Raw genomic sequence first — 23,713 nt, forward strand, 5'->3', positions numbered from 1 at the left:
TCCCGACTTCACCGTAGCGACGAAGACAGTACGAACAGTACGGCCAGGAGCTGCAACGCAGCTGGGGCGGTTTTGCGTAAGTCCTACTTATTTCAGATCCAGAAAACCGGCGCGTTGGGCCGCAACATACCAGGGAATTGCCTCTTTGATGCCATCTGCGATTTTATATAGCGCCCGGTAACCCAGTAGAGTTTTAGCCTTGTCCACGTTGGCCTGGCTATGTCTGACATCACCAGCGCGAAATTCGCGGTATTGCGCTGCTTTTACATAGCTGACGCCATTGTCAGTCAGCGTATGTTTGATAGCGTCAAACAACTGATTCAACGTCGTCCGGTCACCTAGAGCAACATTGTAGACTTCACCCCGTGCTTCATCATTTGCCAGTGCAGCCAGCAAATTGGCTTCGATGGCATTGCGAATGTAGCAAAAATCACGACTGGTTTCACCATCGCCGTTAATAAAAATATCTTCCTCATTCATCATGGCGGCAACCCATTTGGGTATGACTGCGGCATACGCACCATTCGGGTTTTGCCGCTTGCCAAACACATTGAAATAACGCAGACCCGTGGCCTTGAACTGATAGGTCTTGTAAAACACATTCGCATACAGCTCATTTACCAGCTTGGTGACGGCATAGGGTGATAGCGGGTTACCAATTTTATGTTCGAGCTTGGGCAGATCAGGGTGGTCACCATAGGTAGAGCTGCTGGCGGCATAGGTAAAACTGGCCACCTGTGCGTCTCTGGCCGCCACCAGCATATTGAGAAAACCGTCAATATTGGTGGCATTGGTGGCGATGGGATCATTAATGCTGCGTGGCACAGAACCCAGCGCCGCCTGATGCAATACATAATCAACGCTGGCGCAGGCTTGCTGGCAGTCTTGTAGTTGACGTATATCACCCTGGATAAAGTGGAAGTTGTTCCATTGGTCTGCGCTGACCAGGCTGCGTACTTCATCCAGGTTTCTCTGGAAGCCGGTCGCAAAATTATCCAGCCCCGTCACCTTTTGATTCAGCTTCAGCAGATGTTCAAGCAAGTTACTACCGATGAAGCCGGCAACGCCGGTTATCAGCCAGTGTTTTGGCTGGTTCAGGAGTTGTGCTTCCAGTGTTTGTATGGCGCTCATAGTGATCACGGTGCTGATGGAACTTGCTTAAAGACGTAAATCTGTTGCGTCAACCGGGAACAAATATTTCAGGTCGTACAGCACATGCCCGGGTTTGCCAAACTGGCGTATCGCTTCCACACCCAGTTCACGGAACTGCTGATGCGCTACCGCGACGATGATGCCGTCATAGGCATGTGCCTTGGGTTGTGTCACTGGTGTCAGTTGATATTCTCTTTGCGCGTCTTCAGCATTGATCCAGGGGTCATACACATCCACATCGCAATGGTAATCCCTTAATTCGGCGACGATGTCTATCACACGTGTATTACGCAGGTCAGGGCAGTTTTCTTTGAATGCCAGGCCCATCACCAGAATATTGGCACCATCCACCTGTATTCTGCGCTTGGTCATGGCTTTGACAAATTGCGAGGCCACATAGGCACCCATGCCATCATTCAACCGCCGCCCGGCCAGGATGATTTCAGGGTGATAGCCTATGCTTTCTGCCTTATGCGTCAGGTAATATGGGTCCACGCCTATGCAATGGCCGCCTACCAGACCAGGGCGAAACGGCAAGAAATTCCATTTGCTGCCAGCAGCCTGCAATACCGCTTCGGTATCTATACCCATCTTGTTGAAGATCAGTGCCAGTTCATTGATTAGCGCAATATTCAGGTCGCGCTGGGTGTTTTCTATGACTTTTGCCGCCTCCGCCACCTTGATCGATGGTGCCCTGTGGGTGCCAGCGATGATGATTTCAGAATACAGGGCATCTACAAGATCAGCAATTTCTGGCGTAGAACCAGAGACGACTTTTTTGATCGTCGTGACCCTGTGTTCCTTGTCACCGGGGTTGATGCGTTCCGGGCTATAGCCGCAGTAAAAATCCTGGTTAAACGTCAGACCAGAAAAACGTTCCAGCACAGGTACGCAATCATCTTCAGTGCAACCGGGGTAAACCGTGGATTCGAATATCACCACGGCACCGCTAGCCAATGCCTTGCCCACCAGCTCGCTTGCCATCAACAGGGGTGACAGGTCGGGCTGTTTGTGGATATTGATCGGGGTCGGTACGGTGATGATGAAGCAATTACATTCTGCCAGCAGTGCCGCATCGGTGGTGAAGCTTAAATGACTGGCTGCTTTCAGCTCTGCCTCTTCCGTTTCCAGCGTATGGTCGTAACCGGCCTGCAATTGCTGCACGCGTTTTGTATTGATATCAAAACCCAGCACAGGACGTTTTTTACCAAATTCGACCGCAAGGGGCAGGCCCACATAGCCCAGTCCGATGACGGCAAGTTTTATATCAGTTAATTTCATGGCGGGCATCTGAATCTTGGCACTATGCATGTTGTTTATTGCATTATGCGCGAAAGCAGGCTATTTGTGCGGGTTCATGTGCAATTGACATCGTGGATTGGCTTGACCCAGGATTGCTTTTAGACACACCATTGGGCGCAGACGCTATATGTTTTGATAAATTTGATCTGGCAGAATGAGATAAGTAATTGATTTATTTGCTTAAATTCAATATTTTTGACGAGCCTTAACCAGATCTTGTAAATGCAACAGTAGTGAATACAAGAAAAAATATTTGCTTTAAGCTGATTATGCGTTGCGCCGCAATTACACCAAGTGATCTATTGCGGTGTCAGCTTGGTCCCCGCAGCTTCCAGCCTCAAATAATCATATAGTGTGGTGCCAGCGGTTCCTCTTCCCGTTTTTTGCAATATCACAATTGAATTTGCGCCAGACTTTAGCAGCTCCGGGGGAATGGCTATGCGTGTTTCTGAAAATGCGCCATGGCTGCCCAGACGGACAGCAGGGTGGCTCGGCATGGGCGTCTGGTAGCTACCTATTTGTGTGCCGTTGAGTCTGACCACCAGCGTGGTTTCTGACGATGCCAATCCTATGTACAGCGATGCTGGCGCATCCTTGGCGGGGGCTTCTGTCAGTGAAAAATTGATGGTCCAAGGGGCGTTGCCAAACTGGGCGTAATTCCAGTCCTTATGCCAGTCACTTTTACCCACGGTATAGGTCAGGCCAGTGTAGAAGTCTGGCTTGATATACGTGGCCCACAGTGAATAATTGAAGGCACCGTTGCGGAATTCCTGTGAGTCGCGGTCAGGTACACCAATCTCCCATACCGTGGGGGCGACGCGTGATGGCTTCCACACTATCGCACCAAGGTCTTGTGTGTCGCCTGCACGGACTTCGACATTGGTTTTCTTGTAAGTGCTGATATTACCTGCACCAAAGGCCCATAAATTATAGGTGCCAGGCAGTACATGAGGAATGCTGAATTGGCCGTTGGCATCGGTCTTTACCCAGAATTGATAAGTGCGGCCCTGTTGTTGGAAATCGGTACCCTGATCGTCTGGTGCAAGACCTATCCATGCTCCTGCAGAAGATGCGGCCGGGTTGCCACTATCGCTGACCTTTAACACGCCTTTGACCGTGCCGCGTTCTGATTCCTGTGCATAGTCAGGATTCTTGAACCAGCTATATGGCCACGCCGACTGTTCAGCCGCTGCCTGTGCTTTTGCATCTTGCCACAGCGCGTCGACAACTTTCGGCAGCGGGTCAGCAGGGTTTCCCTGGTAACTGTTGGCGTAGATAAAATACGGGCCGTAGGTCTTTTTGAACGCACTACCTGCGGCCATGATCAACTGGCTGCCCATGCCATAGTGCGTGCCATTGAGCATGTTTAACAGGGTGTGATTCATATGCACGGTCAGTTCCCGCTTCATGGGCCCGCCGTTGTAATACTCGTGGCTGGGTACGGTCATCCAGATGCCGATGCGCTTGCTGGTGCTGCTCCAGCCCCAGACATCAAGATTGCCCAGATCTGCACTGTACGAATATTTGCATTCAAACTCACCTGCGTAGATGCCCGTGGTCAGTCGTGTCACTTCTTTCGGTGCACCGGGTACTCGTTCGGCGGCAGCCATGTCGGCCATGGTCGGCATCTTCTTCTGGCGCAAGTTATCCACACTCAGCCAGTCGAATATCGGGCTGACATAGGCGTTCGAGCGCCATTCGCCAACGTCGGTCCGTGGGTAGGATGCGGGGTGATCCAGCATGGCGGTCACGTAATAACCTTGCGCACCGCGCTTCAGGCTGTAATACACATCAACATCCATCGCTGCGTTGGACGATTTTCCCGACCAGGGGCTATGTATCTTTATCTCCGCATAGTCACCATTATTGGAATGGGGATCCACCATCAGGGTGGCCGCACCATGTGGTCCTTCATAAGCTGGGGCGTTCCAGCTCCAGTAAAACTTGCCGCCCTTGTCACCGCCACCGAACAGATTCATGCCCTGATAAGTAAAACTGTTGATGGTGGCATCTGTTTTATTGATGGTGATTGCCACGATGCCGTTATCGAGAACAAAGCTGTCGCCGTTATCTCTCAGCGACACATCGGGGCCGCTGCCGTTGCCACCACCTGGCACATTGGCAAAACAAGTGCTGGCGGCAAGAACGCATGCGGTGGCAAAGACAAGGCGAAGATTTTTCATAGGATGGCATTCAGTTAAATGGATTTTTTCTGATTGTTGCAGCATTTCAGCCCGGATCTGCCACATCGCCAGTGGCCGGTGGACTGATCATCATCGCTGGCGCGACATAGCGTTGTGGCATCCAGGCATCCAGTTTTTCCATGCTGATCTGCGTGGCCGGTTTGAACGCTGGCGACTCCATGTGATCGAGTAACGACTTGCGTAATGATGCTGCACCCACTTGTCGCGCCAGACCCTTATCCGACAAATCGAAAGAGGTGATCATCAATTTTCCATTACCCACTGCGCATTCGAACAGCATGGCCAGACGCAAGTTGCGGTTCCAGTCATCGATAGGAAGTACTACAGGTGATAAGGCATGTGGCAGATCGTCGATATTCATCGCAGTGGTGTTGGTCAGCAAATTCACCCACTGCCAATCGCAGTGCGCTTCGGTGGGATACTTTTTCAACGCCGCATGATGGTCGTCGCACCACAACCCCAGCATCCAGGTACGTTTGGGGTTCATCAGCCGGTTCCAGAAAATCGGTGTCCGGCTCAGTGCCAGTTCGGGCGAAGGCTTTTCCGGGCTTCCGGACAAGAATAAGACCTTGCCACCGGCAGACAAGGCCGCTTTGGCTTCATCCCATGATGCTGTCACCAGTACGCCATTGGCGCTTGCAGGAACCACTGCAGGATACAGCCAGAACGACCATTGATTGCGGAACGGCGTCCCGGACAGCTCAACTTCCAGCCGGTATGATGCCGGTGTCGGCAAACCAGCCAGTTCAGCATTGATACTACCAAGCGCAATATTCTTGCCGCGCGGGACATCACGCACTGGCAGCGTACCTGACAGTAGTGTATTGCCCGTGCTATCGACGATGCGCCACACGGGTTTCACCGCAGTCAGTGCCTGCGGCCCAAAGTGCACCAGCTCGGCAGTTGCGTTTAATGTATTGTCTGTCGTGAACAGGCGTTTCTTTAGCCTGACCAGGGGTACGGTTGCACCACTGTATTGACGGAATTCAGCTGCAGTAACATAGCCTTTCTGTTCCCAAAAGGCATCCAGCAAGCCTATCAGTGCGCCGCCTTGCCCAAGATAATCGTGCAGGTCCAGCAGTTGATAGCCAGAATACGATGGCGTACGCAAGTTGGCTTCTATCTCTTCCTTATAGCAAGCAACCTGGAAACGGCCAGAGGCGTGGGCGATTTCCTTGTTTCTCGCCAACAGTCCATGCGCCTCGGCAGAGTCACGCATGATGATGTAATTGCCGGGGTGCATATACGCCTGGCTACCCTTGCTCACTCCTTTGGGAAAAGCCGCGTAACTGGCCTGCTTGCCAGAGAATTTGGCGATCACACTAAAGTCTGGATAAGCGCAAAACTGGCCGGTTTCGTGCGCTATGCAAGGCACCTTCACACCTAGTCTTAATTTATTGAGTGCTTCTTCATAGTCGCCACCAAACCAGCCCATAGTCCCACGTGCACCGCCACCTGGAGTCAAAAAATCAGCAGCGAAAGGCGTGCCTGGTCCGGCTGGCGGTGCTGACCAGCGGCCAGTGCCATCACAATACAGCCGTCTTGGGTCGGCTTCGCGCCACTTTTTATCCCAGACCGGCAATTCAGTATGGTAGGCTCCGGCAGGTTCGTTACTTGCACCCAGCATCAGCAGCGAAGGGTGATTGCCATAGGCTTTCAGCAAGCGCGCCGTTTCATCGTTGAGCAGATCAAGCATCTGGTGTCCGGCATCGAAGGCATTCCACATGCCGCATTCGACCTGAAAATAAAATCCCAATTCGTCCGCAGCGACGAAGGCCGCTTCAGGTGGACACCAGGAATGAAAGCGCATGCCATTCAGCCCCCATTCCTTGCAGATGCCGATGATGTTTTTCCAGGTGTCCACATCCATGGCAGGGTAACCAGTCAGCGGGAAGCCACCGCCATCATGGGTAGCACGCAGATGAAACTGTTCGCCATTCAGCAATATCTGGTTGCCATCAGTTTTGATTTCACGCATGCCAAAAGTCAGCTCGCGGCTATCATCAGCATCCTGTCCTTTGAGAGCCAGGCGCAAGCGTTGCAGTACCGGAGTGAATTCAGACCAGGGCGTGGAATCAGGCAGTGCCACTTCGAACGATGCTCTGCCACCACTGGCGCTCCAGCGTACCGGTGACGTTAGGCCGCCAGCCGACAGCATACCGCTGCCATCTTTACCTGTCAGATTACCTACTTCGACACGAATCTGCGCCGACTTGCCCGCAACATTGGGAAATACCTGGGCATCCGCTATCCACACCGGTGACGTGGCGGACAGTTCGATGCGACCAACCATGCCATTCCAGGTTGATCCTTCCGCGTCCGATACCGCATGTCCATCCGCACGGTAGGCTGGTTGCAGCATACGGTTATCGACCCGTACCGACAGGCGATACGTGCCGGCACTGAGCATGCCCAGATCAAATTCGTGCGACACCACAAGTGAACGGTTGCTGCCCATCAGTTGGTCATCTACATAAACGTCCGTTTGCCAGCGTGCTCTTTCCAGCGTCAGCGTGATACGCTTACCTTGCCATTCTGGCGGTATCTCTATACTGCGCTGATACCAAGCGACGCCCAGGTAATGACGCACAGGTTGAGACAGATAAGGTACCTGTACGTTGCCAGGTTTGGTGTAAGCCTTGTACTGCGGCAGCAAGTACCAGCGCATGTCACGGGGCAACGCGGCGACGAACGGCGTCTTCGCCGTGATTTCATCCCCATATCCCTGGGTTTGCAGAATGCCCGGCAATTGCATGTATGAACCGGACATCAGATTTTTAGCAAACCACTTGCCAGCTATTCCGGCGTCGTCCCTATCCAGTGCGATGCGCCATTGTCCGGCGATGGATATTGCCCCAGTACGTGCAGGGCTGGCAGTAAGGGCCTTCGCATACAGCCGTGATGTGCCAATGGTGGCGATTGCCAATGCGATGAAAGAACGGCGGCTGATGGTGCTTGAAGAACTCATGGACATCCTTATGCTTGTCGCTGTGCATGCTGTATCTGTGGCATCGGCCGTCATTTCATACCGGCCAGCGACAATCAATCCTTCCCATAAGGTGAGCGCATACAACCCTGCCCAGCATACACTTCGGGGCATCTTATCTGCAAACAGGCTGGTGAACCAATCACAATTAAGATTTTTTCTATATCAATTTGTATTTAGCTAAGCCCCTTCCTGCTGGATGAATTTGCCCCAATTTATGAAAGATGTTATAGCTCTTCAGTTATCTGATGGAAATTGGCGATTTCTTCCCACATGGTCACCGGGTTGGAATACATGGGAAAGTGACCGCATTGAGGGATCTCGGCCAGCCTGACACCATTTGCAGAGATATGGGGCAGGTAGGAAAGTGATCGGTTTTGCTCACCGTACATGAACATTTTTGGGCAAGGAAGACCAAGAAATTTGTTCATCAGATCACCGTTGTCAGACAGTTCAACCATGGACCTGAATATGCCAGGCACTGCAGCGGTACGGACTTTGTGACGCAGACTTGATGCATACAGCGCACTTGCATAGGCAGGAGAATGCAGCGTTCGTGCGATGAACTCATCAAAAAATCGATCAGGATCTGTTTCTGGGTAATCAACAATTTGTCTGCTCAGGAAACAATCTTCGGGCGCGATATTGCCTTCTATATCAACAAAACTGAGCAGGTTTTCCGGATTCTGGTGTGCCAGCATCAAAGCAGTTAAACCACCCATGGAATGACCAACCAGATGGAAGCGTTTTATACTGAATTTGTCGAGCACTGCCAGTGCAGTATTCACCAGAAAAGGGATGGATATCTGCTGAAGATCTGAACAGCTACTTTCACCGCAACCAGGCGCATCATAGGCGACGAACGGGTGTCCCGCAAAAGCAGTGTGACGGACGATATCTGCATAGTCTTCTTTGGTGGAACCAAAGCCATGCAGAAACACGATAGGCATGAAGTCACCACTGCGATGGATTGCTGAAATGCTGAGTTGCGTACCAGCTACGGAAAGTGGCAGATTTGTCTTTTCTAATTCTTTTTGTGCAGTCATACTTTGCTCCTTGTCTGAACACCTACCGAAGTGCTTCACAAAACTGTTTGATGGCTACACATGCCTGGTGCAAAGATTCGTTGTCCAGCGCATACGCGATTCGAATATAAGGCCCCAATCCAAACGCGCTGCCATGGACCACAGCGACACCAGCCTCGTCAAGCAAAGCATAGGCAACATCTTCGTCGCTTGATAATATTGTTCCCGCCGCCGTGGTTTTTCCTATCAATGCCGCAACAGAGGCGAACGCGTAAAATGCACCACCAGGGCTTTCACAGTGCAAGCCTGGCGTATCGTTAAGCATTTGTACCACCATATTGCGCCTTGCTTCAAATACCGATCTCGATTCCTGAATAAAGTCCTGCGGCCCGGTAAGGGCGGCGAGCGCCGCATGCTGGGAGATGGAAGATGCGCCTGATGTCTGTTGCCCCTGTAATTTTTCCATCGCGTCAATGAGCCACTTGGGGCCAGTGCCAAATCCTATCCGCCAGCCGGTCATGGCATAAGCTTTGGATACGCCGTTCATGGTTAAGATTCGGTCTCGCAAGCGCGGCTCGACCTGAGCCATGGTATGAAATGAAATGTCATCAAAGACCAGATGTTCATAGATATCGTCAGACAGAACAAGTACATGTGGATGGGCGAGCAAAACTTCGGCCAGTGCAGCGAGTTCATCCCGCGTGTAAACGGCCCCCGTGGGATTAGATGGCGAGTTGAGAATCAGCCAGCGTGTTCCGGGGCCTATAGCCTGCTGCAGAGCGGCAGGCGTGAGCTTGAAGCCACTTGTGCTGTCGCAAGGAATAATGACAGAGGTGGCTCCGCAAAGCTGTACCATCTCAGGGTAACTGACCCAGTAAGGTGCCGGAATGATGACTTCATCGCCAACATTGAGCGTTGCGGCCAGGGCATTGTAAATCACCTGTTTGCCACCGCTACAGACGATGGTGTCTTCCCAGCTTGCGTCTATGCCGTTTTCATTACGGAATTTGGTGGCCACTGCCTCGCGTAGTGTACGCATTCCGGCAACAGGGGTATAGCGAGTGTGCCCAGCATCAATTGCGGTGATAGCCGCCGCACGGATATGTGCAGGCGTATCGAAATCTGGCTCACCGGCACTTAAAGAAATGACTTTGGCACCAGAGGCACGGCGCGCGGCCACGCGATCTATCATGCGGTAAGTGGCTGAAGCTTGCGCCTGTGCCAGGTTGACGTTTAATGTTTGTGGTGTTTTTTTCACGAACGTGTCCTCCATGCAGAAAGTCCCAACAAATCCAGAGTGGTTGCGCCTTGCGATAATTGCTGCATCATGATTTCTTCTTTATTCGCCCTGGCTTCTGCTGCTGCGACGGTGCGCTCAACGTCGCCTGCGGGGATGATGATCACACCATCGTCATCGGCGACCACCAGATCACCTTCATTGACCGTAATGCCGCCAAAATAGATAGACTGTCCGACGGAAGGGCTGCTGGCCTTGATTGTTCCACGTACGCTCACGCCGCGCGTAAATACAGGAAACTGGCGTCGGGTTATTGCGGCTACATCCCTTACGCCGCCATCTATAACCAGTCCTGCAATGCCTGCTGCTTCCGCAGCGACAGTCAGCACTTCTCCCCAGTACCCGGCGACGAAGTTGCCTGTGCCGACAACCAGAACACTGCCACGTGGGGCGCGTTCCAAGGCAAGATGTATCGACAGATTGTCACCGGGAGAGCAAACCAGTGGAAATGCCGGTGCAGCAATCGCCGCACCGGGCCAGATGCTGCGGATATCCGGGTCGATGGAACACGGCAGACCCGAAGCTTCATAGAGTGTGGAACTGCCAAGTTGCTTGCAACGTTCGATACGGCTTGCAGTGACGGTGATCATGATTCTTTCCTTTGCAATGTGTGATATCCGAGTACTTCCCGGGCCTCTCTGAGTGTTTTTCCCTGTTCAAGCTGAGCCCGGATATTTGCTTCAACCTGTTCGATTTTGCGTGCTGTTTCAGCGACCTCTCTGGCACGAGCACGGGGAACGACTATCACGCCGTTGGCATCTGCGATGACTATGTCGAGCGGACAAACCCGGGCAGTGCCAATTGATACCGGTACATTTGTGGCTTCGACCTGTACTCTGTCTTTTCCCGTACGCATGAATCGACCCCTGCTGAATATCGGGTAGGCATCTCCCAGCGCTTTCGAGACATCACGGCAGACGCCGTCGATAACCGTGCCGGCGATTTTCCTGGTACCCGCATACTGGGTCATGATGTCACCCCATACCGTGCAGTCCGTGCGACCATCGTTGTCTATTACGATGAAGTCACCTTCGGCAACATCGTCAATGAAATCACCCACTGTTCCGGGGGGCGTACTGGCCGACACATACTTGACCGTGAAAGCCGGACCGACAACCACATTCTTGTAATTATCCAGAGGTGCGATACCAAGGCATTGGCCAGGCAAGCCCAGTTTATCCATGGCGTCCGAGATTCCTGGTGTGTCCAGACCATCGAACAGAGCGGCGATTTTCTTGTCTTCGTGATTCATTTCACACTCCCGGATTTGATAGCTTCGAATTCCTTGTCGTGCATAACATCCGCGACCGAACGCCCTGAACGAACTGCCTCGACCATGCCATTCTGGCGTCGCACGATACGCTCGCCGAGTTCAATGACTTCGACAATGCGGTCACCCGGGACGAATACCGTACCGCAGCGGTCAGCTATCACATAGTCGTTTTCTTGTACGCGGACTCCAGCGACGTCGACCGGCTTTCCCGACGATATTTGTATGACACGATTGCGGGCACTGATCATGGTGACGCCGCGACCATAAACTGGATAGGAAATCGATTCACTTCCTTCGATATCACGGCTGTTGCCATCGATAACAGAGCCACGTATTCCCTTTACCTGAGCCGCATTGGCCAGAATGTCCCCCCAGCATGAAATGCCATCGACGCCACCTGCAATAACCAGAATACGGTCATCGCTTGTTATTTCTGCGATGACCGGCGAGATCAGATGAACCGTAGGCGTCGAGCTGGTCTTCGGACCTAACTGTATGGTACTGGCACGACCGACAATTTTCGGGCAAGCCCATAGAGGGCGAATGCCGAAGGTTGCGCCGGGAAGATTGAGAAAGTCCAGGGCATCCGATACCGTATTGGTATCAAGTGTCGCCAGGCGGTCCAGCAGGTTTGCTTGGGTCATGATGTATATCCTCAGAGTGGTTGGACAGGGCTTACTCTGAGGTATAAGATGTGATACGTAAATTCCTAATAATGAATCACTTCATTCTTAAAAACCTATCACTATCCACTCCTATCATGATCAACTTTCGTCTGATGCGTCATCTGTGGCTTTTTCTCGTTGTTGCTGAAGAAAAATCTTTCAGAAAGGCCGCGCAGCGTCTGGGAATGTCGCAACCGCCGCTGACCGAGCAAATTCAAGTTCTTGAACAGTCTTTAAAGGTGACATTGTTTGAACGCTCACGGCGCGGTGCACAGCTCACCCCGGTCGGTGCTGCGATTCTACCTGCTGTGCAAAAGCTGGCTGAGCAGATGGGGCACCTGGAGTTTGTCGTACGGGAAGCCGTGGCTGGACAATCTGGCGTGTTGACCATAGGAGCCATTACTTCAGCAATGCTGGATGTACTGCCTGCCATTATAGAAAAGATCAAATTTGCCCATCCACAACTCACGGTTTCAGTCAGGGAAATTGATAGCGCAGATGCAGTGCCGGCATTGATTGAGGGCGGGATTGATCTGGCCTTTGCCCGTTTGGAAGGTGAATTTGGTGAGACGATACGCACATTGCCATTGATACAGGAACGTCTTGCAGTTGCTTTGCCAAATACACATCCCTATGCGAAGAAAGCACACATCAGTCTTGCATCGCTTGCCGGAGAGGATTTTGTGATGTTTTCACGCAAGGTAAGCCCAGTCTATTTTGATAATCTGATCGCCTCTTGCAAGATGCACGGTTTTTCACCGCGCATAGTGCATGAAGTCAGTTCCGTTGCTTCCCAGATCGCTTTCGTCGGATGCGGACAAGGCATAGCTCTGGTGCCGGCAATATTAAAGAAACTGGCACCGGAGAATGTGGTGGTACGACCGCTCAAAGAAAAAATGGATGTGGTCACCACAGCCATTGCATGGAATGCAAAGAGACCAAACCTTTTGGTAGATGCAGTGATTGCTCAAGTCGGTGCACACACAGTCAGCTAGTCGTTCCATCTAAGGTTTTTCACACCCTTTGGGAATATTGCTCACCCGAGAAAACACTTCTGTTTCCCCGGTGATTTCACTGCCAATAAAACTACGGACATGGAGATAGCCATCTTTTAACCGCAGTTTTGTGTGGTAAACCTTATTTTTTCTTGTATCAAAAGCCCAACCGTTCTTCCAGATACCATCTTCGAATTTCGTGGCCTCAAAGACCTGGCGATTGCAATCCAGGGGGACAGTACGATGAGCATTGTTTAGTTCAATATCCCATACGATGTATCCGCAAAGTGCAGACAGCGGGCCATTGTTGTATGAAGAGCATTTTCGTAATTGAACAATGCCATCACCTTGCGCTGTTTTCCAGTAGCCTAAAAAATTCTCACCATCATCGGCAGCAAAACAAAACTGATATCCGAAAAGTATGCACATGCCAAAGATTTTTCCGAAATTTTTCATCGCATCACCATCAAGGAAATTATGTATAACTACCAAAGGAAAAAATCATGTGAAACAATCTGGACTAGATGTCACAGATTGCTATTGTTTTTTGTCTGATACTGAAATGGAAGGTATTTTGAGAAGCTGCTGAAATACATTTCTAAATACGTCGCAACATATTGACCAAAGCTTTCGTCAGCTTCAGCTTTGCAGGTGTATAAGGAGGAAAAAATGCGCGCACGAGCAATAACCAACTACCTCTCAATACGGATCGTTCGTGTGAAAAAGCTTTGAAGCCATAGTAACCATGGGCATTGCCGATGCCTGAATGGTTTACCCCGCCAAAAGGCAAGCCACTATGTGCATACTGCTGAACGCAATGATTGACACAAGCGCCTCCCGAACTCGTCTTTTCCAGTACTGTACGTATTACATTCTTATTTCGACTCCAGATATATAACGCCAGTGGTTTGGGGGCAGAGTTGACTTTATTGATCACGTCATCGATGAGGTCGTAACTGAAAACAGGAAGTACAGGGCCAAAGATTTCTTCATTGGTAATTTTCGCCCCGGCAGGTATGTTGCCAATTAAAGTCGGTGCAACATAGCATTGTGCTTCATCATAAATACCCCCGTGAAGGACGCTGGCACCGGCGTTTACCGCATCGTCAATGAGCTGCCCGACGCGGGCCGTGTGCCGGGTATTTATCATACGTGCCAGACTTGTGCTGGAACGAAGCTGTTCGTCATTACTGCCAAAGCGTTCTTGAATAATTTTCCTGCAGCAGTTGATAAATTCGTCGTGAACTGAATGATGGACCAAAACGTAATCTGGTGCGACACAGGTTTGCCCTGCGTTGAGTAATTTTCCCCACATAATTACTTCCGCCGCACGAACCAGATCCGCTGTTTCGTCAACGATAGTGGGGGATTTTCCTCCCAGTTCAAGCGTTACAGATGTCAAATGCCGGGAAGCTGCTGCCATCACTATTTTTCCGATAGATGGCGAACCAGTGAAAAAGATATGATCGAAAGGCAAATCAAGCAAGGCCTGAGCAGTCAGTGAACCACCTTCAATGACGGTGACTTCTTCGGGAACAAATGCATCTTTGATGATTTCAGCAATTACTTTGTTGACTGACGGCGTCAGTTCAGAAGGTTTCACGATGACCGTGTTACCGGCAGCAACTGCGGAAACCAAAGGACCCAGAACTGTATTCACTGGATAATTCCACGGCCCGATGATCAGACAGCGTCCCCTGGGCTGGTACGAGATGTGTGCAGATGTTCCCAGGGTAGTCATGGTAGATCCAGCTCGTTTGAGGCGCATCCACTTTGACAGGGATTTTAGAGCGTGTCGAATTTCATCGATCACAGGCAATAATTCTGTTAGCTCAACTTCAAGGGCTGGTTTTTGAAAATCTGTTGCAAATGCTTCATATAACTCATTTCTTCGCGCCAACAGAGAATCACGAAGCCGAATAAGTTTATCCTTGCGTTGGGCCGTAGTGGAAGAACGAAGTGCTAATGCCGTAGCTAATTGCGCCTCAAAGCATAGACCTATTTCGCCTTTATCTGCTTCTTTTTGAGATGATGGTGAGTTCATTATTGGCATTCAGGTTGAACCAGTATCCTGGGGCAAGTTGGGTAAGGCAGGCACTTCGCTACGAAGCAAGCAGTTAGTCAGGGATTTTGGCAGTGCCAGTCCAAGTCGTACCAGCCAGCGTAATGTAAAAGGAAAAAGATAATCAGATTTTTCTTTATGCATTGCGTAAAGAATATGATCTACCGCAAGCTTTTCCGAAATTTCAAATGGTGCTGGCATGCCATCATTCGCAGTTTGGGCGGTAGCAACAAAACCGGGATAGACGGAAACGAATTTTATGCCTTGATCACCAAATTCAATGCGACATGTATCAATCAGTAGGCGTAGTGCTCCCTTGGCGGCAGAATAGGGGCCTTGCAACGGTATGCCCAGAAAACCTGCAAGCGAATTTGTGTGTACGACCAGGCCTTTGCGCTGTCGTGACATTTGATGCAAGACGGGGAAAAGATAATTGACCGTAACATCGTAATTCGATCGCATATAAGCAGTAACTTCTCGCGCTGACATCCGGCGCATATCCAAAGCCGGTGCACCTCCGGCATTCAGTACAACGGCATCAATACGCCCCAATTGCCTCACAGTCATCGCAACCAGTTGTTCGGCTGCTTGTGAATCTTCGGCATTTGCTGCGAAAGCCAGGCAATGGCCACCCAGGTGTGTAATTTCGGTGGCCAGCGTATCCAGAAGTTCTTGTCGTCGGGCAGTAGCGATGATGTAAGCACCTTCAGACGCAAGCCGCATGGCCAGCAAACGTCCCATACCTGATGAAGCACCAACGATCAATACTATTTTATTGTTGAAATTCATGTTGGAATCCTATCTGCGGGCTCTTTTGAAGCGCAGGCTTTCTATCAGCAACAAGACCAGCGCAACAGCTCCAAAACTCGTGCTGATCAAAGGCACGGCACCTGCATCATCTCCTTGAACGGCTAGCGAAGCTATCAATGGCCCGAACGCACTGCCTAATAGTTGAAATGCTGGCACCAGGGTAGCGACTCGTCCCGTCGGATCTGCCCTGAACGCAAGATTGATTTGAAATGGCAACAACAGTAACCAGCAAAAGCCAAAGACTGCACAAGCAACCGCAAATGGAACTGTGTTGCCGGCGCTCATTCCATGCGTCATGAGTACTGCGGAGCCAAGCACAATGGTTCCAAATATCAGGATTGGTATCGCTTTTAAATAGCGTACTGCAATTGTTGCCGTAATACCGCCAATAACTTGCATGACTAGTACCCCGGAAATCATGGTCTGTGCAGATTGCGCGTCAAATCCAACGATTTTTCCAAGTGGTTCCGCGTAAGCCCAGAAAGCCCCGACTGCAGCCAATTGCAAAAAGACGATGACTAAGGGAAGCAAGGTGGCCACGGACCAGGTAAATCCTGATGTTATTTTTTCTTCCAGTGGAGCTAAGTGCTCAGGCAGAAAAAATACAATTACGCAGGGCAACAAAGACAATACTGCAAGCACGGTAAATCCTCCTTGCCAGCCATTGTGAGGAATCACAGTGATTGCAAGCAGGGCGCCTATGCCTGCTTGTGCTATGGTCTGGATTACGAAGAAAATACCTCCGATACGATCCGGGTTTTTGGTCCGGACGATAACACTGGTTGTTCCCCACACCAGGATACCCTCCATTAAACCAGCGATTGCCCGGACCAGGGCGAGCTGGATATCACCGGCAGCACAAGTGGTAGCCAGGTCAGCCAGCATCGTCAGGACTGCGGCAACGATAGTGATTAATCTCAGCCGGTTCAGAGACAACAACATTTCACTGACCAAAACCCCCATGCCCAACGCAATGATTTCCCCCATGGCGACTATCCCTATACCTTCCAGGGTAACCGTATGTGATTCCACCAGTTCGCCAAGTAAAATTGGCTGCAGACCCACCATCAGGACTGCAATAGTCCCGATCGTGAGAGCCGCAGTGATATGTCGGGAAGTAAGACTTGAAGCGTGATAAGTAGTCATAAATTGTCTTCGGATCTGACTTCAATAGCCTTTGGTTTCATTGGGCAACATGCCTTCTGAAAATCGTTGTGTAGCACGGCGCTGGTCTTTCAATAAACGCCCGTTTGCGATGTATCGAACCAGCCACGGTAGTTGCTTCACTTTGCCACCAGTTGCGACAGCCAGCACATAGGCTTTGGCGCATTTTTCGAACAGTTCCGCGTTTAGTGCCAGTCGTGAACAGGTCATGCCCAAGCATACTGGCTGGCGATCGAACAAGACCACATTGCCTCCAAGGCCCAAGGCTCCAGATGGGACCTTGCCGGCACGAACTGGTGGGGGCATCTTTCCTATGTGGCGCGCCTGTTCATCGAAAACAACTGGCAGAATTCCACCAAAATCTGCCAGGCAGTTGCCGAAGTCCCCACCGCCCAGTGCAATGGCACCTACGTCACTTCGTGCGCTGTAGATGACAGCATGAATAGCTGCAGTCTTGGCCTTCTGAATCATTGCCAGCTGGATTACCGTTGGTTTGACATCGTTCACACTGCCAAACCACATGGATTTGTTGTCAGGCCAACGTACGGAAATGCTTGCTGCTTGCCCAGACAGAAGTTTTTTTCCAACGAGTCTGTCACGCGTTTCCAGCCAGTGTGCAAATAGTTTCTCTTGAATGTCCATGGTGTCAGACCAATTTAAATACGTCTTCAAAGCGATTTAAGGCTTCGTCTATGATTTCATCCGTATCGGCCAGACTGGTATAAATCCGGCTGCCAGCAAGTGTCACCAGGCCATGCGCAGTGTATGCAGCGCCCATTTCTTCCATCATATGCTTGCGAGCTTTTGCTTCGTTCCTGACGCGTATGAGTTTAAGTATGTTACTGGTATCAAGTAACAATACGCCAGCTGTTTGAAGATGTACGATGGATCCCATGTTGTAGGCTACATACGGAAGTCCCAGACGAGCGATAATTTCTTCAAGACCCTTTCGCAAGCGATCACCGGCACGACCGGCAACACCAGCGGCATTGGTTCGTTCTGCTTCCAATAAAGCGTAGTAGCCGGCTGCACAAGACAGGGGATTTGCCGACAAGGTACCACCAACAAATGCACGTTTTGCATTGCTGCCTATACCACCAACCAGCAGCATCATGACATCACGTCGGCCACCGATGGCACCAGACATCGGGTAGCCACCTGTCAGGCATTTGCCTAGAACTGTGATGTCAGGCTTCACGTCGAAATATGCCTGTGCTCCGCCCATACCCATGCGAAAGCCGGTAACGACTTCATCAAATATCATGAGCGCACCAAACTCATCACAAAGTGCACGCACTTGTCGATTGTAGTCGGGATGTACAGGGCGAGTTCCGCTTTCTGGCCCCAGTGGTTCAAGCATGACTGCGGCAGTGCCACCGCGCAATCTGTTGATTTGAAGCTTGCGTCGCAGCGCGTCCAGGTCGTTGGGGTTACATTCCTGAGTGTTGGCAGTTGCTCCGCGTGGAATACCAATCGCTTCCATACGGCCAGTGCCTGGTAAGCGCATGCCATAGACAAGTTGGTCACTCCAGCCGTGGTATGCACCACCAATTTTGATAATCCATTTGCGGTTGGTGTAAGCGCGTGCCAGGCGCACTGCGCCCATTACTGCCTCCGTACCTGATCCCAGCAAACGCACCATGTCCACACCTGGCATGTGCTTACATACTAATTCTGCCAGCTTGATTTCATATTCATGCAATAGTCCGGTTACCGGGCCGCATTCGTCCAGCACGGTATTGACCTTTTCCCGCACTGCAGGATGGTTGGAGCCAAGTAGTGTGGGGCCACCTGCCTGCAAAAAGTCGATGTAACGATTTCCATCGACATCGGTGAGATGCGCGCCCTGAGCCTGACTGAATGCCAGTGGGAAAGGATGATTAAATGCCAGATTGTGTTGCACGCCACCAGGAATGACCTTTTTCGCTTGCTCGGACATTTGTTTGGATTTTTTGCAGCGCTCATCAAAATAGCGCATCACTTGCTGCATGGCCTGAGGCCGAATTGGGCGCATAGGTTGCTTGACAAGTTCGTCAAAACGGCGATACAGCGTATCCACATCTGGCCATTCCGAAATAGCGGGCCTGGAGGGAACAGAAGAAATTGAAGGAGGAAGTTGGCTCATAGTAGTCATATATAATTTGAAGGGGATGTGCTTATTCAGGCGTGTTCCAGGGCATCGAGAACGCGTTGCAATGCTGGCTGTAGTGCCGAATTTTTTCCTGCGCGTGCATTGATTTGAAGGCGCAAATGTTGGCGAGTTAATTGTTCCAGCGCTTCAACCGTTTCTACTGCGGCGTCAACAGTGGCACCGCAGCACAGTACGCCGTGATTGCGCATCAGGTAGGCATTCACATCAGGCCGCAGGCTCATCGCCAATTTTTTCGCCAACCAACTTGTCCCGGATGGAGCGTAGCCGACGACAGGAATACAATGCCCCAAAGTGTTCCAGAGCTCAGGGTTCATAATTTGCAGGGGCTCACCAAGCAAAGCGCAAGCGCTGGCCACGGGCTGGTGTGTATGAATGCTGCAATTGACATCGGGACGTGCACGCAGCACTTTCGCATGCAAGCTGGTTTCAACCGATGGTTGACGGTCACCATCAACTATCGATAGATCAGAAAGCCTGAGTACGCATACGTCGACAGCAGTCATTACGTGATAGTCGAGTGCAGAAGGTGTTACGACTATATTTTCTGCATCAATACGTACTGCGACATTGCCGCCTGTGCCTGAGAAAAAGCCGCGCCGGGATAGATCGAGACACAGATCAACCAGTTGTTGACGCTGTAGTTGGGCTTTCATAATGGGGCCTCCTTAATTTGATTCAGGCGGCGATAGAGTGGAGCTAATCTTTCGCGAACCTCTTTAAATGATTCAAACTGATCGCTATATAATCGACGTAAGGCGCTTGCCGGTTCATAGATATGCCGGGTCTTGCGCAATAACTTCAGGTCGGAGAATTCAATCGCACCTATGCCGACACCAGCAATATAGGCAGCACCGATGGCGTTGGCTTGGATAGGGCTGGCGAGTTGCCGGATCGGCTGGCCAGTCACGTCAGCCATGATCTGACACCAAAGATCAGATTGTGCTCCGCCACCGACGGCAGTGATCGTACCTGGGTCCCGCCCTAGCAGTTTGGCAAATGGTTCCAGCATCCATCTCGTGTTTTGCGCCACGCCTTCCAGGAAAGCCCGGAAAATATCTTCCCTGGAATGTTCAAGGGAAAGGTTGATCAGCCCCGCCCTCAGAGTAGGGTCGTCCACAGGTGTGCGCTCACCGAATAGCCAAGGGGTATAAATCAATCCACGTGCACCAGCCGGGACCCTGGCGGCTATCTGATTCAACACGTCATACACGTCTGGGCGCTGCTCGTCACTTAAGAGTTCATCGGGATGATATAAAATCCTGTCACGCAAGAAAGACAGGTTTGCTCCAGCCGTTGATTGCAATGCCAAAGCTAAATAGCGCCCATCCACGGCGCAAGGGACAGCAGCGATTTTTCTGCGTACATCTGTCTTCATAAAGGGAACGTGGGCCCCCAACCAAGAAGAAGTTCCAAGATATAAGTGCGCTTCAAAATCATCTACTGCAGCGCCGACTGCCACTGCAGAGGTATCAACGGCCCCCCCTACTACAACGGTTGTTTTAGCCAGCCCCAGAGCCTCGGCGACTTCAGGAAGCAAGGTGCCGATTACATCTGTCGATTGCACAAGCTCTGGCAGTTTTTCCGCATCGAAGCTCATCATTTTGATCAGGCCCCGGTCGTAATGCATTTTATGCGGGTCGCGATTGTCAGTGATCCAGGCTGTCAGCATGGAATCGCGTGTAGCACAAAACCGTCCGGTCAGGCGCAGGTTCATGTAATCCAGGACATTCAAGAACTTATAGGTGAGTTCGTGCCGTTCAGGTTCCTGGTCGCAGATGTATGCCATGTGACCGGCAGAATCTCTTCCTGATAGTGAAGGAGCGCCGCCAGTAAGACGTAACCAGCGCCACAGTTTAAGCGGTGCATATCCTTCAATATTGATGCCACGGCCACGAACTCTTCTGGCGATGGAATTTGCTCCGCGCATATCCAGCCAAAGCATGGCACGACCTATGGCCTGTCCGGACCGGTCAACGCATACTGTCCCTTCGGTTTGCGTTGAACAGCATACGGCCACAACTCGACTACGCAATGCAGCGTCATGTGCCAGCAATTCGCCAGCACTGAGTTCAAATGCTGCCCACCAATCTAAAGGGTCCTGTTCTGCACTGACGCCGTTCACGTGCAACTTCACTGCATGAAAGGACCAGGCAATCACAGTGCCATCAATTGCGACCAAAGCGCATTTACAGCCTGATGTGCCGAGATCAACTGCCAACACCAATTGTTCATTTGGTGTACGACGGTCCGAGGTGAATTTGTTGAGCATATGATTAGAAACGTTTGACAACAGAGAGGAAGATCGTATTGTTATCAGTGGCACGTATCTGGTCTCCATCCTGCACCAAATACAATTCGCGGGCCTTAGTGTGAGTGCCGACCCAGTCCACATTCCATTCGTAGCCCCAGCGTTTATGGGTCAAGCCGATGCGATAATCTGAAAAATCTGCTTCACTGAAATTGGAAATTTTCTGGTAGCCAGCATGTAAATTCAGTGTGGTTGCGGGCGAGACATTGATCTTATAGTCAAGATCCAGCAGCCAGCTTCCCTTTGAACCGTGCTCTCCACGTCCATAACAGGCAAGCGCAGCTTGAGGATCAACTGCAAATTGCAGCATTGCGCCGCATACGCCACCTGTATTGGCTCCACGATATGTTTGTGAAAGTACATTCAGGGCACGTGCTTCCAAGGCTCCGTAGCCGATTTCGATGACGGCAAAACTGGTGTTGTAATTGGTTGAGCGCACATTGCCGGGGGTGAAAGTCTCAAAATCAAAAGTTTGCGGGGCGTCAAACTTCGCACCCGGAAACATCTCATAGGCAAGGCCGATACCGAAATGCCAGGCATCAGGATCGCCAAACCGATAGCCGCCAGCCAGGGTCATACTCATTCCATTACCGTCGAGAAATTGCTTTTTGCTCGCCGTGCCAATTTCTGCCAATGCGACCAGACCGCTTTCGTGCGCAGCTTGAACACTCAGCTTCAAGCCCGGGTTTTTTAATGAATCGGATACGCCACGGGTCCGGACATCGGACATCACTGTGAGCTTTGTATCAATAGCGAAGCTGGCGGTTTCCATGTCTGTAGCATCAGCAAAAGAACTTGCGGAAAATACTGAACATACGCCGCATACTACAAATGAAATGAGGGATTTAATTTGCATGAAGTGTCTCCAGGATGTTTGAATTTTTAAAGTTTGCAAACGGGTGATGCTGGCAATGCCGCGACGCGGGACAATTGCTCTGTCTGCCCGAGAATTTCTGCGCCGACATAGGCACGCAGATACAAGGTGCTGGCCTTGACGCGAATTACGCCCTTGTATTTTTTCTTGTCACGTGGGTCGTAGATCCAGCCATCTCTCCAGGCATCGCTGTCATAACGGTCCAGCTTGGCTATGCGAACGCCACAGGTATCTGCCGGCGTTCCAGCATCTTTGTCCCAGACGATTTGCCCGCATAAAGTGCCAGTTCGGTCAGGACATGCTTTAAATTCAATAACCGCATCTTTTTGTTCTGTGAGCCATAGTCCTTTGGCGTCTTCCGGTGTGGCTGCAAAAGTGGAAGTGGTTAATAACACAGCAATAACCAATATGAAGCAACGTCCAGTATTCATAATGAGTTTCCTTAATTTGAGAGAAATCAAGTGGGCGGCATGATAAGTTCACCCTTGCAGTAGTTAAAGCTATAATATAGTCATAACTATTGTTTTGAATTATATAGTCATGGCTACCTTTTGCAAGGAATATGTAGCCATGACTACCTTTTTTGCCACACTGATCTTGGAATACGCCAAGTGACCGTTACATAATGACTACTAAATAAGTTACTCAAGATTCAAATGACCCAATCTGCCAATACGACGAAACCCTCACTTGTCATGAAAAAACCCCCGGCACAACAACGTGCTGCGGCGACTTATGAACGCATTCTTGATGTCACTGCTGAAACGCTGGTTGAAGTAGGCATTGAGCGCCTATCGACTAACCTGGTGTGTGAGCGCGCAAGTCTTAGCCCGCCTGCTCTGTACCGGTATTTCCCCAACAAATATGCTTTGTTGCATGAGTTGGGTTGTCGTTTGATGCAAAGACAAAACGAGCTTATTCCGCTATGGATCACACCTGAAATATTTGCCGGCACGGCAAATGAGCTGGAGACTGCTTTGACGAATCTGATACTTGAAACATATTTCGTGACAGAACGTACTGTTGGGGGGATGTGGATAATGCGCTCTATGCGGGCGGTACCTGTACTGCATGAGGTATTGCTGGAATCTCATAATCAGGTAACCGAAATTCAAAGCCAATTGCTGGCAGCAGCGTTCCCGACGATTGATACGCAACAACTGCGCTTAATTTGCCGTGTTGCAGTAGAACTGATACACGCTACTGTTGAATTGCTTTTTGATGAGGCGCTCGATAAGCGGGCCGCAGCGGCGGTTGCTGCTGCCATGATTTCAAGTTACGCGCAACGTATTCAGTCTGTCTCAGTTGACGAGTAACTTGGGCTTATTTCATTAACAACCGGAAAAATGTGTTTGCCTGAACCTGGTTACTAGAACTCATTTCATAAATAGGGATGAGTGCGAGCAAGGCGATTCGGGATGCAGTGCAAGGCGTAAGGTGTTTA

Annotated in this window: 21 protein-coding genes; 2 read left to right on the plus strand and 19 right to left on the minus strand. The window is 50.8% G+C overall.

Features of this window, described 5'->3' with window-relative positions; translation table 11 throughout:
• Positions 1-87 precede the first annotated feature (87 nt).
• The 9 genes from AC1RVX_RS29135 to AC1RVX_RS29175 form a co-directional block, all read right to left on the minus strand.
• Positions 88-1,131 (minus strand): NAD-dependent epimerase/dehydratase family protein, encoded by a 1,044-nt coding sequence (locus AC1RVX_RS29135; protein WP_493220088.1) that lies wholly within the window; start codon positions 1,129-1,131, stop codon positions 88-90.
• 27 nt (positions 1,132-1,158) lie between these two features.
• On the minus strand, positions 1,159-2,433 hold the full coding sequence (tviB, locus tag AC1RVX_RS29140; RefSeq protein ID WP_493220089.1) for a Vi polysaccharide biosynthesis UDP-N-acetylglucosamine C-6 dehydrogenase TviB: 1,275 nt from the start codon (positions 2,431-2,433) through the stop codon (positions 1,159-1,161).
• A 320-nt stretch (positions 2,434-2,753) separates the two neighbouring features.
• Complete coding sequence (locus tag AC1RVX_RS29145; protein ID WP_493220090.1) at positions 2,754-4,637, minus strand: polysaccharide lyase family protein; 1,884 nt, start codon at positions 4,635-4,637, stop codon at positions 2,754-2,756.
• A 46-nt stretch (positions 4,638-4,683) separates the two neighbouring features.
• Positions 4,684-7,626 carry a DUF8487 domain-containing protein gene (locus AC1RVX_RS29150; RefSeq protein ID WP_493220091.1) on the minus strand — a complete coding sequence of 981 codons (2,943 nt, stop codon included), beginning with the start codon at positions 7,624-7,626 and terminating at the stop codon, positions 4,684-4,686.
• A gap of 245 nt (positions 7,627-7,871) precedes the next feature.
• A complete protein-coding gene (locus tag AC1RVX_RS29155; RefSeq protein WP_493220092.1) occupies positions 7,872-8,690 on the minus strand; it encodes an alpha/beta fold hydrolase in 819 nt (272 codons plus the stop codon).
• A 22-nt stretch (positions 8,691-8,712) separates the two neighbouring features.
• Positions 8,713-9,861, minus strand: coding sequence for a pyridoxal phosphate-dependent aminotransferase (locus tag AC1RVX_RS29160; RefSeq protein ID WP_493220111.1), 1,149 nt, complete (start codon positions 9,859-9,861; stop codon positions 8,713-8,715).
• 62 nt (positions 9,862-9,923) lie between these two features.
• A complete protein-coding gene (locus AC1RVX_RS29165; protein WP_493220093.1) occupies positions 9,924-10,556 on the minus strand; it encodes an RraA family protein in 633 nt (210 codons plus the stop codon).
• Positions 10,553-11,218, minus strand: coding sequence for an RraA family protein (locus tag AC1RVX_RS29170; protein ID WP_493220094.1), 666 nt, complete (start codon positions 11,216-11,218; stop codon positions 10,553-10,555). The genes AC1RVX_RS29165 and AC1RVX_RS29170 overlap by 4 nt, the downstream gene beginning before the upstream one ends.
• On the minus strand, positions 11,215-11,883 hold the full coding sequence (locus tag AC1RVX_RS29175; RefSeq protein WP_493220095.1) for an RraA family protein: 669 nt from the start codon (positions 11,881-11,883) through the stop codon (positions 11,215-11,217). The genes AC1RVX_RS29170 and AC1RVX_RS29175 overlap by 4 nt, the downstream gene beginning before the upstream one ends.
• 116 nt (positions 11,884-11,999) lie before the next feature.
• Here AC1RVX_RS29175 and AC1RVX_RS29180 point away from each other — a divergent pair, with 116 nt between their 5' ends.
• Complete coding sequence (locus tag AC1RVX_RS29180; RefSeq protein ID WP_493220096.1) at positions 12,000-12,899, plus strand: LysR family transcriptional regulator; 900 nt, start codon at positions 12,000-12,002, stop codon at positions 12,897-12,899.
• A gap of 9 nt (positions 12,900-12,908) precedes the next feature.
• Here the strand turns inward: AC1RVX_RS29180 and AC1RVX_RS29185 are convergent, their stop codons facing one another.
• From AC1RVX_RS29185 to AC1RVX_RS29230, 10 genes are all read right to left on the minus strand, one after another.
• Entirely contained in the window at positions 12,909-13,355 is a 447-nt protein-coding gene (locus tag AC1RVX_RS29185; protein WP_493220097.1) for a DUF2147 domain-containing protein, read from the minus strand.
• 142 nt (positions 13,356-13,497) lie between these two features.
• Positions 13,498-14,943 (minus strand): aldehyde dehydrogenase family protein, encoded by a 1,446-nt coding sequence (locus tag AC1RVX_RS29190; RefSeq protein ID WP_493220098.1) that lies wholly within the window; start codon positions 14,941-14,943, stop codon positions 13,498-13,500.
• Between the two features lie 9 nt (positions 14,944-14,952).
• Entirely contained in the window at positions 14,953-15,750 is a 798-nt protein-coding gene (locus AC1RVX_RS29195; protein ID WP_493220099.1) for an SDR family NAD(P)-dependent oxidoreductase, read from the minus strand.
• A 9-nt stretch (positions 15,751-15,759) separates the two neighbouring features.
• Positions 15,760-16,917, minus strand: a complete 1,158-nt coding sequence (locus AC1RVX_RS29200) for an MFS transporter (protein WP_493220100.1) — start codon at positions 16,915-16,917, stop codon at positions 15,760-15,762.
• Between the two features lie 21 nt (positions 16,918-16,938).
• The gene (locus tag AC1RVX_RS29205; protein ID WP_493220101.1) at positions 16,939-17,577 is read right to left on the minus strand and encodes a hypothetical protein; all 639 of its coding nucleotides are present in this window, start codon (positions 17,575-17,577) and stop codon (positions 16,939-16,941) included.
• 4 nt (positions 17,578-17,581) lie between these two features.
• Positions 17,582-19,060, minus strand: a complete 1,479-nt coding sequence (locus tag AC1RVX_RS29210) for an aspartate aminotransferase family protein (RefSeq protein ID WP_493220102.1) — start codon at positions 19,058-19,060, stop codon at positions 17,582-17,584.
• 35 nt (positions 19,061-19,095) lie between these two features.
• Positions 19,096-19,740: a class II aldolase/adducin family protein gene (locus AC1RVX_RS29215; RefSeq protein WP_493220103.1), complete on the minus strand. Its 645-nt coding sequence runs from the start codon at positions 19,738-19,740 to the stop codon at positions 19,096-19,098.
• Entirely contained in the window at positions 19,737-21,356 is a 1,620-nt protein-coding gene (locus tag AC1RVX_RS29220) for a xylulokinase (RefSeq protein WP_493220104.1), read from the minus strand. The genes AC1RVX_RS29215 and AC1RVX_RS29220 overlap by 4 nt, the downstream gene beginning before the upstream one ends.
• A 4-nt stretch (positions 21,357-21,360) precedes the next feature.
• Positions 21,361-22,251, minus strand: a complete 891-nt coding sequence (locus AC1RVX_RS29225) for a TorF family putative porin (protein ID WP_493220105.1) — start codon at positions 22,249-22,251, stop codon at positions 21,361-21,363.
• A gap of 26 nt (positions 22,252-22,277) precedes the next feature.
• The gene (locus AC1RVX_RS29230) at positions 22,278-22,700 is read right to left on the minus strand and encodes a DUF2147 domain-containing protein (RefSeq protein WP_493220106.1); all 423 of its coding nucleotides are present in this window, start codon (positions 22,698-22,700) and stop codon (positions 22,278-22,280) included.
• A gap of 264 nt (positions 22,701-22,964) precedes the next feature.
• On the opposite strand from AC1RVX_RS29230, the gene AC1RVX_RS29235 reads away from it, so the two are divergent.
• Positions 22,965-23,585 (plus strand): TetR/AcrR family transcriptional regulator, encoded by a 621-nt coding sequence (locus AC1RVX_RS29235; protein WP_493220107.1) that lies wholly within the window; start codon positions 22,965-22,967, stop codon positions 23,583-23,585.
• The last annotated feature ends 128 nt before the right edge of the window (positions 23,586-23,713 follow it).

Source organism: Undibacterium sp. GW821-FHT11B02, assembly GCF_058808955.1.

Excerpts from the sequence above, each read along its gene's own strand:
- AC1RVX_RS29190 (WP_493220098.1), bottom strand. The coding sequence starts at position 14,943 with ATGAACTCACCATCATCTCAAAAAGAAGCAGATAAAGGCGAAATAGGT.
- tviB (WP_493220089.1), bottom strand. The coding sequence starts at position 2,433 with ATGAAATTAACTGATATAAAACTTGCCGTCATCGGACTGGGCTATGTG.
- AC1RVX_RS29155 (WP_493220092.1), bottom strand. The coding sequence starts at position 8,690 with ATGACTGCACAAAAAGAATTAGAAAAGACAAATCTGCCACTTTCCGTA.
- AC1RVX_RS29200 (WP_493220100.1), bottom strand. The coding sequence starts at position 16,917 with ATGACTACTTATCACGCTTCAAGTCTTACTTCCCGACATATCACTGCG.
- AC1RVX_RS29170 (WP_493220094.1), bottom strand. The coding sequence starts at position 11,218 with ATGAATCACGAAGACAAGAAAATCGCCGCTCTGTTCGATGGTCTGGAC.
- AC1RVX_RS29160 (WP_493220111.1), bottom strand. The coding sequence starts at position 9,861 with ATGATAGATCGCGTGGCCGCGCGCCGTGCCTCTGGTGCCAAAGTCATT.
- AC1RVX_RS29135 (WP_493220088.1), bottom strand. The coding sequence starts at position 1,131 with ATGAGCGCCATACAAACACTGGAAGCACAACTCCTGAACCAGCCAAAA.
- AC1RVX_RS29145 (WP_493220090.1), bottom strand. The coding sequence starts at position 4,637 with ATGAAAAATCTTCGCCTTGTCTTTGCCACCGCATGCGTTCTTGCCGCC.
- AC1RVX_RS29165 (WP_493220093.1), bottom strand. The coding sequence starts at position 10,556 with ATGATCACCGTCACTGCAAGCCGTATCGAACGTTGCAAGCAACTTGGC.
- AC1RVX_RS29230 (WP_493220106.1), bottom strand. The coding sequence starts at position 22,700 with ATGAATACTGGACGTTGCTTCATATTGGTTATTGCTGTGTTATTAACC.
- AC1RVX_RS29225 (WP_493220105.1), bottom strand. The coding sequence starts at position 22,251 with ATGCAAATTAAATCCCTCATTTCATTTGTAGTATGCGGCGTATGTTCA.
- AC1RVX_RS29150 (WP_493220091.1), bottom strand. The coding sequence starts at position 7,626 with ATGAGTTCTTCAAGCACCATCAGCCGCCGTTCTTTCATCGCATTGGCA.
- AC1RVX_RS29175 (WP_493220095.1), bottom strand. The coding sequence starts at position 11,883 with ATGACCCAAGCAAACCTGCTGGACCGCCTGGCGACACTTGATACCAAT.
- AC1RVX_RS29215 (WP_493220103.1), bottom strand. The coding sequence starts at position 19,740 with ATGAAAGCCCAACTACAGCGTCAACAACTGGTTGATCTGTGTCTCGAT.
- AC1RVX_RS29205 (WP_493220101.1), bottom strand. The coding sequence starts at position 17,577 with ATGGACATTCAAGAGAAACTATTTGCACACTGGCTGGAAACGCGTGAC.
- AC1RVX_RS29180 (WP_493220096.1), top strand. The coding sequence starts at position 12,000 with ATGATCAACTTTCGTCTGATGCGTCATCTGTGGCTTTTTCTCGTTGTT.
- AC1RVX_RS29220 (WP_493220104.1), bottom strand. The coding sequence starts at position 21,356 with ATGCTCAACAAATTCACCTCGGACCGTCGTACACCAAATGAACAATTG.
- AC1RVX_RS29235 (WP_493220107.1), top strand. The coding sequence starts at position 22,965 with ATGAAAAAACCCCCGGCACAACAACGTGCTGCGGCGACTTATGAACGC.
- AC1RVX_RS29185 (WP_493220097.1), bottom strand. The coding sequence starts at position 13,355 with ATGAAAAATTTCGGAAAAATCTTTGGCATGTGCATACTTTTCGGATAT.
- AC1RVX_RS29195 (WP_493220099.1), bottom strand. The coding sequence starts at position 15,750 with ATGAATTTCAACAATAAAATAGTATTGATCGTTGGTGCTTCATCAGGT.
- AC1RVX_RS29210 (WP_493220102.1), bottom strand. The coding sequence starts at position 19,060 with ATGAGCCAACTTCCTCCTTCAATTTCTTCTGTTCCCTCCAGGCCCGCT.